Source organism: Niastella koreensis GR20-10 (genome assembly GCF_000246855.1).
Classification (GTDB): domain Bacteria; phylum Bacteroidota; class Bacteroidia; order Chitinophagales; family Chitinophagaceae; genus Niastella; species Niastella koreensis.
Genome location: NC_016609.1, coordinates 6,237,823 through 6,253,607 on the forward strand (window position 1 = coordinate 6,237,823; position 15,785 = coordinate 6,253,607).

Genomic DNA, 15,785 nt, shown 5'->3' on the forward strand with positions numbered 1-15,785 from the left:
AACGGGAGGAAAAAACAAAAAAAATAATATCTTATAAAATAAACCCACAAGCCAGATGTCAAATGGCCCGCAGGAACACCACTTATTTTGCTAAGGTATTGATCTTTTTAGCCAGCTTGCTTTTCAGGTTAGCTGCTTTATTCTTATGGATAATACCTCTTTTTGCTAATTTGTCGATCATAGAAGCCACTTCAGGAAACTCTTTGGTAGCTTCGCCGTTAGTCTTCAGCGCTTTCAAATCACGGATGGCATTACGGGTAGTTTTACCGTAATACTTGTTTCTTTCACGTCTTTTAGCAGCTTGACGTACGTCTTTTTTAGTAGCTTTATGATTTGCCATTTCGTTCTTATTTACTCCCCAAAAATTTAGGGGAGTGCAAAGGTAAGGATTTGAACAAGAAAACGAAAAATAATACAGAAAAAATCTTGCCCGGTGCGGCTACTCCATGAATAACAGCAAATTAACCATTTCTTTTTCCACTAATTTACCATAGAATGCACGCCCCTTGCAGGTTTTAGCGCCCTCCCCCTTTAAATGGAGTTAAAAAACACAAATTCAGATAATTTGACTTCTATTCCTACCGTTTTTGACCGATATTTGTACCCCGATTTTAAATAACTCAATACACTTTAAGTTTCAATTGCATCCTCATGAAGGATTTTTCGTATATCACCAATTCCCACCCGGCCTTTATTGAAAACCTGTATCAGGATTTCTTACAAGACCCAAACAGTGTTGATCCCGACCTTAAAAAATTTTTTGAAGGATTTGACTTTGCCGTGGGACAAGGTAAAAATGGGACAACGAACGGAACGGCAGCAGTAGCAGGTGAAACATCCGGCGCTACCGGCGAAAGCTTCGACTGGAAAAAAGAAGTAGGCGCCTACCGCCTTATTCTGGGTTACCGCAACAAAGGCCACCTGATTGCTAAAACCAACCCCATTCGCCAGCGCAAAGACCGTGGCGCCAACCTGGACCTGGGTTTTTATGGTTTTACCGAGGCTGATCTCGATAAAACCCTGAATGCAGGCAATATGATCGGGTTGGGAACCACCACACTCCGCAATATTCTCACCCACATGCAAAAGACCTATGCCGGGCATGTAGGGATCGAGTTCAAATACATCAGCGATCAGAAGAAAGTTGACTGGCTTACCAACGAAATGGAGCGCAACTTCTCCAAACCGCTGGCCATCAACAAGAAAAAACGCATCCTGGAAAAACTGAACCAGGGCGTGATCTTCGAGAAATTCCTCCACACCAAATACATCGGCCAGAAGCGATTCTCCCTGGAAGGTGGCGAAAGCACTATTGCTGCGCTGGACGAGATCATTACTACTGCCGCCAATAACGACGTGCAGGAAGTAGTGATCGGCATGGCGCACCGCGGCCGCCTGAACGTACTGGCCAACATCATGGGTAAAACCTATGAGCAGATCTTCAGTGAATTTGAAGGTACCGCCAAGCCCGACCAAACCATGGGCAGCGGCGACGTAAAATACCACATGGGTTATGGCAGCGAGGTGGAAACACCCGATGGCAAAACCATTCACCTGAAGCTGATGCCCAACCCATCGCACCTGGAAACAGTTGATCCGGTTGTGATTGGCTTCGCCCGGGCAAAAGCCGATGTTCTGTACAAAAGCGATTTCGACAAAATATTACCTATACTCATCCATGGCGACGCGTCAGTTGCAGGCCAGGGTATTGTTTACGAAGTACTGCAAATGAGCGACCTCGATGGTTACTACACTGGCGGCACCATTCACTTCGTGATAAATAACCAGATCGGTTTCACCACCGATTTTGAAGACGCCCGCAGCTCTGACTACTGTACATCGCTGGCAGCCATGATTCAGGCGCCCGTGTTACACGTAAATGGCGACGATGCAGAAGCAGTGGTTAAATGCGTACAAATAGCTACCCGCTACCGCCAGGAATTTAACTCCGATGTGTTCATTGACATGGTTTGTTACCGCAAACATGGGCACAACGAAGGCGACGATCCTAAATTCACGCAGCCACAACTGTATGCACTGATCGAAAAACACGCCAACCCGCGTGAAGTGTATACCCGGTTCCTGCAGGAAACCGGCGAACCTGACGCCCTGGACCTGGCCAAGGAAATGGAAAAGAAATTCTGGGCCGACTTGCAGGAACGCCTCGATGAAATAAAACAGAAACCACTCCCCTATCATTACCAACAACCCGAACTGGCCTGGAAGAATTTGCGGAAAGCCACTGAGGCCGACTTTGAAAAGTCGCCCGTTACCGCTCTCGACGAAGCCAGCTTTAAAAAGGTATTTGATGCCATCATGAAATGGCCTGCCGATTTCACGCCGTTGAAAAAGGTAGAAAAGATCATCCAGGAAAAAGTAAAACTATTCAACGAAGAAGGTAAACTTGACTGGGCAACCGGTGAGTTGCTGGCTTATGGAAGCCTGCTGCTGGAAGGAAATGATGTGCGGATGAGCGGACAGGACGTTCGCCGCGGTACCTTCTCACACCGCCATGCTGTTTTGCGCGATGAGAAAACCGACAAAGCATACAGCAGATTAAGCGAGATCCCCGGCGCCAACGGTCAATTCAGAATATACAATTCTTTACTTAGCGAATATGGTGTACTGGGCTTTGAGTATGGCTATGCAATGGCCAACCCCAACAGCCTGGTATTATGGGAAGCCCAGTTTGGCGATTTCAGCAATGGCGCCCAGATCATGATCGACCAGTTCATTTCGGCCGGCGAACAAAAATGGAACCGCATGAACGGTATAACCCTGTTGTTGCCGCACGGTTATGAAGGTCAGGGACCTGAACATAGCAGCGCCCGGATGGAACGCTTCTTACAAATGTGCGCTGAAATGAATATGGTAGTAACTAATATTACCACAGCCGCCAACCTGTTCCATGCCCTGCGTCGCCAGTTAATCTGGTCGTTCCGCAAACCGCTGATCAACTTCTCACCCAAAGCCAAACTCCGTGACCCGGGTACTTACTCGCCAACAAAGGAGTTCCTGAACGGCGGCTTCAAAGAGGTGATCGATGATACTTTTGTAACGGACGCCTCCAGCGTACGCAAGGTGTTGTTCTGCAGCGGTAAAGTATACTTTGACCTCGCAGAGCGTCAGCAAAAAGAGAACAAGAAAGACACCGCTATCATCCGTCTTGAACAGTTGTATCCTTTACCTGTTAAACAACTGGAAGCTTTGTATTCCAAATACAATAAAGCAACCTGGTTCTGGGTACAGGAAGAACCACTGAACATGGGCGCGGCCTCCTTCTTACAAATGAACCTGAAGAGCATTAATTATGGTGTTATCAGCCGTCAGCCAAGCGCTGCTACCGCCACCGGTTATGCCAAGGTTCACGCACAGGAGCAGACTGAGATCATTGATACCGCTTTTTCAATATAACTTTGTTCATCACGATTGCCCATAATTCATCATTGAAGTCAAACAGAAACGTTTTTTATGATAGATATAAAAGTTCCGACAGTTGGAGAATCCATTAGCGAGGTTACTTTATTAAAATGGGTAAAGAACAGCGGAGATTATGTTGAACGTGATGAAGTGATAGCTGAGCTGGAAAGCGAAAAAGCCACTTTTGAAGTAAATGCCGAGCAGGCAGGCACCCTGCAACAATCAGCCAAAGAAGGTGACACCCTTAAAATTGGCGATATCCTGGCTACTATCGATGAAAAAGCAGCCAAACCGGAAAAAGCAGCGGCCACCAACGGAACACCGGCAAAAGAAGCAAAGCCGGAAGCAAAAACAGCACCTGCAGTACAACAACCTTCTCAGGCGCCTGTTACAGCAGTATCAAACGACATTAAAGCTACACCTGTTGCAGCTGCGATGATCGCCGATAAAAAAGTAGATCCCAAATCTGTTACTCCCAGCGGGTACAGCGGCAAGATCGTGAAGAACGATGTATTGCAAGCCTTATCAAACCCCGGCAAGGTAACTGGCGGCAAACCGCTGTTCAGCCGTGAGGAAAGAAGGGAAAAAATGAGCCAGCTGCGCAAAACCATCAGCCGCCGCCTGGTAGAATCAAAGAATACAACCGCGATGCTCACCACCTTTAACGAGGTTGATATGAGCCGCATCATGGAAATACGCAGCAAGTTCAAAGACAAGTTCAAGGAAATACACGGGGTTAACCTTGGCTTCATGAGCTTCTTTGCCAAAGCCTGCGCCATTGCTTTACAGGAGTGGCCTGCAGTAGGCGCCTACATCGATGGCGACCAACTGGTATATCATGATTATGTAGATATCTCTGTTGCTGTTTCTACTCCCCGTGGTTTAACCGTTCCGGTTATCCGCAACGTAGAAAGCCTCAGCATGGCCGACATTGAAAAGAAAGTGGTAGAACTGGCTGGTAAAGCAAGAGACAACAAATTAACCATGGAAGAACTCACTGGCGGAACCTTTACCATCACCAATGGTGGCGTATTTGGTTCGTTAATGAGTACACCTATCATCAACCTGCCTCAGAGCGCCATCCTGGGTATGCACAAAATTCAGGAGCGCCCCATGGCTATCAACGGACAGGTAGTAATTAAACCAATGATGTACCTGGCAGTTAGCTACGATCACCGCATCATCGATGGCCGTGAATCTGTAAGCTTCCTGGTACGTGTTAAAGAATTACTGGAGAACCCTGAGCTGTTGTTGTTTGGAAAAGATCCGGTTAAGACTTTATTGGAGCTGTAGGATTAACTTAAGCTTTTTAAGATATATTAGCCCCTGTTTACCGCGGGGGCTTTTTCGTGAAACGGCAAACGTGAAACGTGAAAAATACAAAGGGCCTCCCGATATATCGGGAGGCTTTTCTTTTCTATCGGTTTTTTTGATTTATTCTTTTAAACGTGTAGTTTGACCTTATCATTTTATAATCTTACCCGTAACAGTATCTTCATAAGTACCAAAAGCAGCCAGCGTATAGTCGTATTTCAAATTATCAAAACTAACCGGCTCGTTAAGGTATGTATTAAGCTTATTCATTTGCGCTTCATCAATATCATAGGGGTCATATAACAAGGGGTCGCCATGTTCATGTGGCGTAAATATTTCCAAAAGCTTTTCCAGTGGAATATGATCTATATTAATAGCCTCCACTTCTTCATTGGTATCCATTGTATTGATCTCAATGAACCTGTTAACTTCAATTAACTTACAATTTTTCATAATTGAATGATCAAGTTATCATTTTTCCGGCAATTACAACTCCCCCCTGCCATACCGCAAAGCTTGCAGCTTTCGGCTTGAAGCTTGCAGCTGTTTTCCTAACTTGCAGCCCATGAAATATTTCTCCCACATAAATACGGCGGTGCAGTTGTTACAACAATACAACGGCAGCGTACCGTTTGGGAGTTTTATAAAACAATTCTTCAGCCAGCATAAGAAGTACGGGTCCAAAGACCGGAAGAATATTTCGCACCTGGGTTATGCATTTTTCCGGCTGGGTAAAGCGGGCCTGCAATTGCCTGTGGAGGAACGAATTCTTACCGGATTGTTCCTTTCCAGCCCTGAACCCAATGAATTACTGCAACACCTGAAGCCCGATTGGAATGAGAAAACGCAGCTGCCCCTGGCCGAAAAAGCGCAACTGGCAGGTATCGCGTTAAACGAGTTGTTTCCCTGGAGCGCTGAATTAAGTGAAGAGGTAGCGTATGAACCATTCTGCGCCTCCTTTCTCACCCAACCCGATCTGTTCCTACGCCTGCGCCCGGGTAAAGCAGCAGTGGTAAAAAACAAACTGCAGCAAGCAGGCATTGCTTTTAAAGAAATAAACCCTTCCTGCCTGGCGCTGCCGAATGCCTCCAAAATTGATACCGTGATCGAAACAGACCGCGAAGCGGTGATCCAGGATTATAGCTCGCAACGGATTGGGGAGTTGATGGAACTGATTCGTGCTTCGACTGCGCTCAGCCCGAATAGCTCAGCCCCTTCGACTCCGCTCAGGGTGTGGGATGCGTGTGCAGCCAGCGGCGGCAAATCCATTCTGGCCAGCGATATCTTCCCCCGCATCGACCTTACGGTTTCTGATGTTCGCAAATCAATTCTTATCAACCTGGAGCAACGTTTCGTAACAGCAGGGATAAAAAACTACCACTCTTTTATAGCGGATCTTTCCACTTCATCATCCAACATTCAACCCGCCTTCGCCAGGGCTTCGTCGGGCAAGCATTCAACATTCGACATCATAATCACCGACGTTCCCTGCAGTGGTTCCGGCACCTGGAGCCGCACGCCGGAACAGTTGTACTACTTCGAGCCCCAACAAATTGAACGGTACAGCACCCTGCAAAAAAAGATCGTTGAACAAGCCATAGCCCATTTGAAACCTGGTGGCTTTTTGCTGTATTGTACCTGTTCGGTATTTAAAAAGGAAAACGAAGAAGTGGTGCAGCACATCCAGGAAAAGCATGCCCTGCAATTACTGAAAAAGGAATTACTGACCGGTTATACTCAAAAGGCCGACACCCTGTTTGGCGCTGTATTTCAAAAAAGATAAGCGGTTATTTCTTCAACACCTTGCGGGCGTAGATCCTTTTACTGTTGTTGTACAGGGTCACTTCATAGATCCCGGTATTCCAACCAATGGTTGAAACCGAAGTGCTGTAATAACCTGCCGGTTTATCAGTTTTTTGAGCATACATCACCCGCCCCATCATGTCGGTTATTTTTATGCCCATATTGGCAATGGCATCCGGCGTATTCACCACCACCATCAACTGTTGATCGAATGGACTGGGTTGCGCCGTCAGGGTGTTGTCGGGGAAACAAACTGAGGTGATGTTTTGTGTAAGATTAGCTATCTCAAAAGTAGTATCGGCCAACCGGTTGGTTTGCAAAATGCGGTATTGAACCAGGCCGGTGCCTGCCGCCCTGAGCGAGTCGTTATACGTATAGCTGTTTGCAGTAAACGCAATGGATGATGAATTGATCTGGCTTACATTGACAAACCCTGTTTCACCCGGTAATTTTCTTTGCAGCGTATACACCGTGCTGGTATCGTCCTTGCTTTTCCAGTTTAGCGAAACAACACAATTATTAAAATTGCTGCTGGCCGTGGCATATTGTTTAGTAAGCAACACAATGCCTTTTTTAAAGTCGGGTATCCCATACCCAAACCTGTAATCGGGATTGGTGTATTTGCTGGCGCATTGTTGCACTACATCGATGATCTGCATATTGGAGAACTCCGGAAATGCCTGCCAAAAACAGGCAACCAGTCCGGCCATATTGGGACAGGCATAAGAAGTACCACTGCCCACAACGGGGCCACCGGTATTGGGGCTCGCCAACACGGCATTTTCACCAACTGCCACCACATTGGGTTTTAATAACCCGGCGCCATTAGGCCCCCAGCTGCTGCTGGCAGCAATAGCACCGTTTATATTTATTGAACCAATAGTGAGTACGCTGTCTGCATCTGCGGGGCAGGCAATATATTTTGCATCGCCTCCAGAAGCGCCGCTGTTACCTGCTGCCACCACAACCAGGATGCCTTTTTTGGCAGCCAGGTCAGCGGCTATCGTGATCATTGCGGTATTGCCATTGCGTTGTGCATAGCTGTGATTAAAAGTAGGATCATCAAAATCGGCATAACCCAGTGAAGTGGAGATCATATCAACCCCGGCGCTGTCGGAAAATTCGGCGGCCGCCGCCCAGTTCTGTTCTTCTACCGGGTACTCGCTGCTGGCATCTTCAGTTCTCAACAACCAGTAACTGGCATAAGGCGCAGTGCCTACCAGCACGCCCGGCTGGTTTGATGCCAGGCAGGAAAATACATAAGCGCCATGAAAATAATCTTCATTTACACTGGCTTCGTTATTTACATAATCCCACGTACCCAATATGCGGCCCTGCAAACGCACACTGTCAAACACCGGGTTGGTGAGGTAATTCAAAAAACCGGCATCTATAACAGCAATGGTCATTCCCCGGCCTGAAAACCCAAGCCTGTGCAGGTAATCACCATTGTGAATGTGGATCTGGTTGTACATGCTGCCATAGTTAAAGGCGGCAGCTCCGGTTGGCGCATCTTCTTTTTTAAGTGCAACAGGCGGCTGGTTGTTTTCTTCGGCCATTGTGCCGGAAATGCCGTTGTTGCCCGTACTTATCCTGGGAGCTATACGGCCCGTTGTTTTTACAAAGGGTAATGCATTGATGGCGGCAAGCGCATTGGTGACCTGGGTGTTGTCCGTGATCTTTATCAGTACCTGGTTCAACCATTTGGAGCTGTTTAAAACGGTAACAAAGGGAATATTGCGAATGCTTTGAATGTATGAGGGGGTAATTGGCAGGTCGGTTGAATCGATGGCCCGTTGTTGTTTGGTGCGACGGGCAATTGCTTTGGCCGACAAATAAGCCGAAGGGTTCGAGAGGGTGTAAGGCGTTCCTTTTTTATCGGTAAGCTGAACTATGTAACGGGTAAACTGAGCTTGTGCTAAACCGGTAGCTGCTACCAGTAGTGTGACAAGAGTAACTAGTCTTTTCATGGAAGGTAACTGTTAATGGTACCACCATTTAAGGTTGATTAATTATGGTCAAGGATGCTCATGGTTATGCCAAAACCCTGGCGGTAACCTGATTGTGTGCTGGTAGTAGGTTGATATTCCCACACGGCCACTTCTTTATACACCAGCCCTATGCCTTTGGCATATTTTTCAACCCACAGGTTTTTAGTGGCCAGTACGGTCGCCACAATTGGCAGGTTAGATGAATCGGCTATCTGGGTAACGGAAATCGTGCTATCGTAATCCTTGCCGTTCAGGCTTAATGTAGTGTTTACATCATGATAGGTGTAATCCCAGGTCTGGATATCCTGATCATTGCCGAACTGGTAATAATCCTGGTACGGTTTATCGGGCAAAAAACCATTGCCATGCCAGCTAAAGCCATCCACTATAGGTCTTACGAGTTTTATATACCGGAAGTTGGCTTCCTTCATCTCAATATTTTGGGCGGAAGGGGTTACCGTGTAAGTGAGTATGGGAACCCAGTCTGTTTCGCGGGTACTGTTCCAGTCGCGGATGGACCGCACCACCCGCCAGGTGGGCCTGTTTAGGTTATCGGTACTTGAATCCATCACCATTTCCCTGGCCTGGTAGGTGATAAAGGTGTCCCGCTGGTCATAATCTACAAATCGCAGCGAATCGTACCGGTACAGGATGTATTTACCTACCTGAAGGTTCACGTAATCCGTCACCGCGTCAGAGGTCAGGCTATCTTTTTTACTGCAACTGCTTAACCAGATACATCCAAACAGCAGCGGGGCGGTAATAGCAGAGATAAAAAATTTCTTCATACAACGATTTGTAAAACAGCGACTTTGTTTCTGGACAACCGGAGAGTTCTTTTAGTTGCTTTAATAAAAAAAACCATCCGCCGAACGAATGGTTTGTAACGTCTATTAACAAGTATTTATTGCCTGAGAATCAGGCTATTTGTCCGCGTTGAATGACACCGCCGCCAATCACATCATCGCCTTCATAAAATACCGCGCTCTGGCCGGGCGCAATGCCTTTGGCGTAATGGGAGAATTGTACCTGCACCCCGTTGGGATGATTATACAGGCTGGCTATAGCCCCCTGATCTTTATAACGGATCTTGGTAAGGGCTTCAGTGCCATCGGTTATGCCGTCGTATTTTATCCAGTTTATTTTGCTTACCACCATGTCCTGGCGGTTCAGGTCCTCTTCATCTCCCAGCATTACCGTATTGGTTTCCGGAATAATGTTGGTTACATATACTGGTTTCCCAAAGGTGATATCCAGGCCTTTACGCTGACCAATGGTATAAAACGGATAGCCTTTATGTTTACCCAGCACTTTACCGGTTTTATCAACAAAATTGCCGCCGGCAACCTGTGTTTCCAGTCCTTCTACCCTTCTTTTTAAAAAGCCACGGTAATCATTGTCCGGCACAAAGCAAATTTCATAGCTCTCGCTCTTTTTGGCCAGTTCAGGATACCCATAGTCATGCGCCATCTGGCGGATAGCAGTTTTATGGTAAGTACCTAATGGTAATAAAGTACGGCTCAGCAGGTCCTGTTGCAGGCCCCACAGTACATAACTCTGGTCCTTGGTTTCGTCAACACCTTTGCTGAGGTAAAAACGGCCATTGGTATGCTGATGCACATTGGCATAATGACCGGTAGCGATAAAATCGCAGCCCAGGGCATCGGCCCGTTTTAACAGGGCGCGCCATTTAATATGCGTGTTGCACATGACGCAGGGATTGGGCGTGCGGCCAGCCAGGTATTCATCTACAAAGTTCTCGATCACAAAATCGCCAAACTCATCGCGAATGTCCAGGATATAATGGGGGAACCCATGCTGTACGGCAGCCATCCGGGCATCGTTAAATGAATCGATATTACAACAGCCGGTTTCCTTTTTACCGCCGCCACTGGTGGCATAGTCCCATGTTTTCATGGTGATACCCACCACTTCATATCCCTGATCGTTGAGCATCAGGGCCGTAACGGTACTGTCGATACCGCCACTCATCGCCACCAAAACTTTTCCTTTACGGCTCATACTGAAAAAAATAAGATTGCAAATATACTATTAATGCCCCAAAGGGGTAAATACGGCGTACCAGGGCGCCGCTCATCCCTAAATCACAGTAAATCATTGAGTTTCCCCAAACAAACCGCCTCTTTTGTCTTACCTTAATTGAAACCTTAACAACCAAACACTTATGTTATTATGAGAAAGCCTGATTCATGCAATCGTGTATTAACGATTGTAGTCTGTCTATTGTTCATTTTTTATTCCGTACCCGCCCAGGACCTGAGTTATTATTTACCTGACAGCGTTACTTATAATCCTGCCATTCCAAAACCCAAAGACATCATTTATCACGAACCGGGTGAGTGGCATGTTACCCACGACCGGCTGGTAAATTATATGCAGGCCATTGCCAAAGCGGCGCCCGACCGGGTAAAGCTGGAACTAATGGGTTTTACCTATGAGAGCCGTCCGCAGGTATTGCTCATCATTACCTCGCCGCAAAATCACCAGCGGCTTGAAGAAATCCGCCAGCAACATGTACAATTAAACGATCCCGCCAAATCGGCTTCACTCGATATAGAGCATATGCCCATAGTGATATACATTGGCCACTCCATTCATGGCAATGAAAGCAGCGGGGCTAATGCCGCCCTGGTAAGCGCTTATTACCTGGCAGCCGCCCAGGGAAAACAAATTGATGAGTTGCTGCAGAACGTGGTGATCCTTTTTGACCCTTCCTTTAACCCCGATGGCCTGCAACGTTTTTCCACCTGGGTAAACCAGCATAAAAGCAAGAACCTGGTAACTGACCCGGACAGCCGCGAATTTAATGAAGTGTGGCCCGGTGGCCGGTTCAATCATTACTGGTTCGATCTTAACCGCGACTGGCTGCCCCTGGTGCATGTGGAAAGCCGCAACCGCCTGCAGTGGTTCTATAAATGGCGCCCTAATATTTTAACCGATCACCACGAACAGGGCAGCAATGCCACGTTCTTTTTTCAGCCCGGTGTACCATCGCGGGTAAACCCGTTAACGCCCGAAGACAACCAGGCACTTACCGGCAAACTGGCGAAGTATCATGCGGCCTTTCTCGACCGTATTGGTTCGTTCTACTTCACCAAAGAGAATTACGACGATTTCTATTATGGTAAGGGTTCTACCTTTCCCGATATCAATGGCGCCATTGGTATTTTGTTTGAGCAGGCTTCCAGCCGCGGGCATGCGCAAAAAACCGAGAATGGTATTCTGCGTTTTCCGTTCACCATCAAAAACCAATTCACCACTACCCTCTCCACCCTGGAAGGCGCCAAAGCCCTGCGAAAAGAATTTCTAACTTACCAGCGTGATTTTTATAAGCATGTGCAAACAGAAGCTGCTGCAGCGCCGGTAAAAGGGTATGTATTTGGCAGCCCACGCGACAAAAGCAAAACCGCCCTGTTTATTGATATGCTTCGCCGCCAGCAGATAGATGTATATGAGCTGAACAGTTCCCTGCAGGCAGATGGATTTTCTTTCGAAAAAGGAACCTCCTTTGTAGTACCTGCCAATCAAAACCAGTACAAAGTGATCCGGGCCATTTTTGATAAAACGCTTTCTTATAAAGACAGTTTGTTTTATGACATTACCGCCTGGACGATGCCGCTTGCGTTTGGCTTGACCTATGCTGAGTTGAATGCTGCCCGTTTTTCCAATGCGCTCCTGGGCAATAAAGTAGAGAAGGCTGTTGCGCCAACGGGTGCAGTAGCAGGCGGTAAAAGCAATTACGCTTACCTGTTTGAATGGGATGAATATTATGCACCCCGCGCCCTGTACGCCCTGCAGGAAGCAGGTATTGCTACACGCGTCAGCGCCGGCAATTTTGAAATTCCCGTTAACAGCGGTACCCATAAATTTAGTTATGGCGCCATTTGTATTCCGGTAAAATCGCAAACCCTGGATGCTGATACATTATACGAGCTGGTAAAAACCACTGTTGAACAAAATGGAATTACTGCCTATGCACTGCAAACCGGCAATGCCACCAGTGGCAGCGACCTGGGCAGCGCTAAAATGCGGCCAGTGGCGGAACCTTCCATCGCCATGCTCACCGGCATGGGGGTGAATGCTACTGATGCCGGCGAGATCTGGTTTATGCTCGATCAGCAGTTCAACATACCCAGTACTCATTTGGAAGTGCCGGTATTCAACCGCTGTGATCTGAACAAATACAACACCCTGATTATGGTAGGCGCCATGTCTGGCGCCGCGTACAATAATCTCGATAAGGAAAAGCTGCGCAACTGGATCCAGGCCGGCGGTACCTTAATTGTTACTGAAGAAGCGGTACAGTGGGCTGCCCAAAACGGCCTCACCAATATTACTTTCAAGAAACCCAAAGAAGATACCACCAAACAGATTGCTTATGCCGAACGCGAGAACCGCATCGGGGCGCAAAAAATGAATGGCGCCATCTTCAGGGCTTCCATCGATTTGTCGCACCCGTTGGCTTACGGCTATAACTATCCGTTTGTTGACCTGTTCAAAGCCAATTCGGTTTACCCGGAACGAAATAAAAATCCCTATAGCAACCCATTGGTGTATGGCGATAAACCCCTGCAAAGTGGCTTTGTGACAAAAGAAAATTATGACGCCATTAAAAACTCCGCAGCCGTGCTGGTGAACACGCTGGGCAATGGCCGCGTGATTTCCATTGCCGACAATCCCAACTTCAGGGCCTTTTGGCTGGGCGGCACCAAATTATTCATGAATGCCATTTTCTTTGGACGAACCATTGAACCGGGCTCAGGGCGGAATGCAGAATAATTAGCTAATCCCGCTAAATCGGGACAGGTTGTGATAATTTGATAATGTGATAATTAAATGCAATTACAGCAACCAAAAGAATTTGTATACACAACGCATTGCCAAACGTTAATAACTTGAGGAAACTTCCCTTCCATTATCACATTAGCTAATTATCGAATTATCACATTATTCTTTAATTTGCCAGACAAAACAATATTTAAGTACGACGCTAAATTTATTAAGTATGATTAAGTTACAAGTAATCGGCAACCTGGGTAAAGATTGTGTTACCAACAATGTGAATGGTAAAACAGTAATGAACTTTACGGTGGCACACACAGAAAGATTCCGTGATGCCCAGGGTAACCAGAAAGACAAGACCATTTGGGTGGATTGTGCTTACTGGAGTGACCGTACGGGTATTGCGCCTTACCTGCGCAAAGGCACCCAGGTGTATGTGGAAGGGAACCCCGAGGTAAGAACTTTTACAAAACAAGATGGCACATATGGCGCTTCGCTCACTTTGCGGGTGCTTACTATACAATTATTAGGCGGTCGCCCAGAGGGCACTGGCGGTGGTGATTACAGCGGTGGCAATTCTTCTTTTGCTGCTCCCGCTGCTCCCAAAACACAAGCTAATTCCGGTGGCGGTGGTTATAATGAGCCGGTTGATGATTTACCGTTCTAATTAATTGCGAACGCTATTTAAAAAGCCCTGTGTTAATCGCGGGGCTTTTTTCGTTAATGGTGATTCCAAAGACAGTAGGCTCCCGATAGCTATCGGGATTCAGTGGTGAAAATGGCAGAAGGCAAACGGCAGATACCCCGTCGCGGCGACCTCTATCAACCCTGTCAACTTTATCAACTTTATCAACGCTATCAACCTCCTGGTTAACTCGTCAACTTGTTAACGTGTTAACCTGTTAACAAGTTAACTTGTCAACCTGCCCCTTTATCTCCCAACAGCCATTCTCTTCAATTCATATTCTTTAACCAGTTTCTCCACTTCAAACCGGCTAACCGCTTTCTGCTGATCATCTATATCTATCACATACAAATATCCCTTACTGCCGGGCGTGGAAGTAAAGGCGCTTACCAGGTTAAACTGATCGCTTACCAGCAATCGCCCGTTTGAAACATTCCATAATTCTTTGGCGCATAAACAACCCATGGTAGGTGTAAGCGGATACCAGGGTTTGTTTTTGAAATATTCCGGATCAATGGTAGTGCCATGTGCAATTATAGAATTGCGGCCGAGTTTACCTGCAAAGAATGCTTCTGTGAGGCTGGGGTTGGTACGCATGGCGGGTGGCAGCAATTGCTGATAGGCCCACAACATATCGCTTGAAGGCGTGTATACCGTGCTGTCGCCCGCATGAAAAAAGGTTGTCCATTTACGCTCGTATGGCATTATCAGTTGCAGATTGGGCGTGGGCCCAATCAATTTATTATAAGTAACTGCTGTTCCCTGTATACTGTATATTCCTTGCGGTGTATTGCCATCGGGCAAAAAATAAGGCAGGCCGGAGGCAGAGCGGGCCAGTTGTTCAAAGATCAGTAGCCGGCCTTCGGGCGTTCGCATAAAACTGCCGTCTGCATTTTGAATAATGGCCAGTCCGGCGTAATCGCGGCTATGCCGTTGCAGGGAATAGATAACTTTTTTCTTTACCGTTTGCTGGTATTTGAATAACTCCAACAGATCGGTGAAGATGGGAGGTTTGTAGTGCGTATAATTATTCAGGTATTTATCCAGTTCATTCAGTACAGTAATATTGGCGTAATTGGGAAATTGTTCTTTGATCCTTTTCTTAATATTAGCCGCATTTACCGAAGCAGAATCGTACCGCAAACTATAAGCAGCCGCAATGGAAAACAACAGCGGATTGGTTTCTTTTGCCAGCAGCAGCTGTATGCTTTGAATGTATTGTTCGGGATATACGCCGTACACAGTTTCCAGCATGGCGCGTTTGGTATCGTATTGTAAGGAATCGTATTGAACAAAGAGTTGGGTAATGCCCTGCTGAGTAGTATCATTATCCAGCATGAACTGAACAATGGCGCGGCAGGCGGCTTCATACCTGTATTCTGTATTGCTGTCGAGAGGTGAAAGAAATGCTTTGCCTACCACATTTTCGTGCAGGTCTTTTACCAGTAGTTGCCGTTTTTTATATAGCACAAAATCGCTATAAATGTCTTCACGGCGCGGCTGCGCATCGGATACATATTGTAAAAAAATCAGTAAACAAAGAAGTACGGCCCTACCAATCATAATTGTAAATATACTTTTCCTGCTGAAAAAAAATCTTTAATAATCTGTAACTTCAGCAGCCCGTGAGCGATTCAAAACGCTTACTGGCGGGTACTCAGCAAGAAACGTGCAGTTATTAATTTATTTTATTTAAGCAGGGATTTTTTGTTTGTGGTTTGGTTTTTGCCCTACGCTGCAAGCCTGCACAATATCCTGCTGAATTTCTA

11 protein-coding genes are annotated in these 15,785 nt (G+C 46.7%); 5 read left to right on the forward strand and 6 right to left on the reverse strand.

Going from position 1 to position 15,785, the window contains the following annotated elements; all coding sequences use genetic code 11:
* Positions 1–82: 82 nt before the first annotated feature.
* A complete protein-coding gene (gene rpsT, locus NIAKO_RS24755; RefSeq protein ID WP_014221190.1) occupies positions 83–340 on the reverse strand; it encodes a 30S ribosomal protein S20 in 258 nt (85 codons plus the stop codon).
* 311 nt (positions 341–651) lie between these two features.
* Here rpsT and NIAKO_RS24760 point away from each other — a divergent pair, with 311 nt between their 5' ends.
* Together NIAKO_RS24760 and odhB are read left to right on the forward strand one after the other, a co-directional pair.
* The gene (locus NIAKO_RS24760) at positions 652–3,414 is read left to right on the forward strand and encodes a 2-oxoglutarate dehydrogenase E1 component (RefSeq protein ID WP_014221191.1); all 2,763 of its coding nucleotides are present in this window, start codon (positions 652–654) and stop codon (positions 3,412–3,414) included.
* A 57-nt stretch (positions 3,415–3,471) separates the two neighbouring features.
* Complete coding sequence (odhB, locus tag NIAKO_RS24765) at positions 3,472–4,713, forward strand: 2-oxoglutarate dehydrogenase complex dihydrolipoyllysine-residue succinyltransferase (protein WP_014221192.1); 1,242 nt, start codon at positions 3,472–3,474, stop codon at positions 4,711–4,713.
* 171 nt (positions 4,714–4,884) lie between these two features.
* On the opposite strand, the gene NIAKO_RS24770 is transcribed toward odhB, so the two are convergent.
* Entirely contained in the window at positions 4,885–5,187 is a 303-nt protein-coding gene (locus NIAKO_RS24770; protein WP_014221193.1) for a DUF7683 domain-containing protein, read from the reverse strand.
* A gap of 112 nt (positions 5,188–5,299) precedes the next feature.
* Between NIAKO_RS24770 and NIAKO_RS24775 the strand changes: the two genes are divergently transcribed.
* Positions 5,300–6,517, forward strand: coding sequence for an RsmB/NOP family class I SAM-dependent RNA methyltransferase (locus NIAKO_RS24775; protein WP_014221194.1), 1,218 nt, complete (start codon positions 5,300–5,302; stop codon positions 6,515–6,517).
* A 4-nt stretch (positions 6,518–6,521) separates the two neighbouring features.
* Here the strand turns inward: NIAKO_RS24775 and NIAKO_RS24780 are convergent, their stop codons facing one another.
* The 3 genes from NIAKO_RS24780 to mnmA form a co-directional block, all read right to left on the reverse strand.
* Positions 6,522–8,507, reverse strand: a complete 1,986-nt coding sequence (locus NIAKO_RS24780; protein ID WP_014221195.1) for a S8 family peptidase — start codon at positions 8,505–8,507, stop codon at positions 6,522–6,524.
* A gap of 38 nt (positions 8,508–8,545) precedes the next feature.
* Complete coding sequence (locus NIAKO_RS24785) at positions 8,546–9,316, reverse strand: hypothetical protein (RefSeq protein ID WP_014221196.1); 771 nt, start codon at positions 9,314–9,316, stop codon at positions 8,546–8,548.
* 130 nt (positions 9,317–9,446) lie between these two features.
* Positions 9,447–10,550: a tRNA 2-thiouridine(34) synthase MnmA gene (gene mnmA / locus NIAKO_RS24790; protein WP_014221197.1), complete on the reverse strand. Its 1,104-nt coding sequence runs from the start codon at positions 10,548–10,550 to the stop codon at positions 9,447–9,449.
* Positions 10,551–10,721: 171 nt separating this feature from the next.
* Here mnmA and NIAKO_RS24795 point away from each other — a divergent pair, with 171 nt between their 5' ends.
* Positions 10,722–13,328: a M14 family metallopeptidase gene (locus tag NIAKO_RS24795; RefSeq protein ID WP_014221198.1), complete on the forward strand. Its 2,607-nt coding sequence runs from the start codon at positions 10,722–10,724 to the stop codon at positions 13,326–13,328.
* Positions 13,329–13,554: 226 nt separating this feature from the next.
* Positions 13,555–13,998 (forward strand): single-stranded DNA-binding protein, encoded by a 444-nt coding sequence (locus NIAKO_RS24800; protein WP_014221199.1) that lies wholly within the window; start codon positions 13,555–13,557, stop codon positions 13,996–13,998.
* Between the two features lie 264 nt (positions 13,999–14,262).
* Here the strand turns inward: NIAKO_RS24800 and NIAKO_RS24805 are convergent, their stop codons facing one another.
* Entirely contained in the window at positions 14,263–15,579 is a 1,317-nt protein-coding gene (locus NIAKO_RS24805; RefSeq protein ID WP_014221200.1) for a hypothetical protein, read from the reverse strand.
* Positions 15,580–15,785 lie beyond the last annotated feature (206 nt).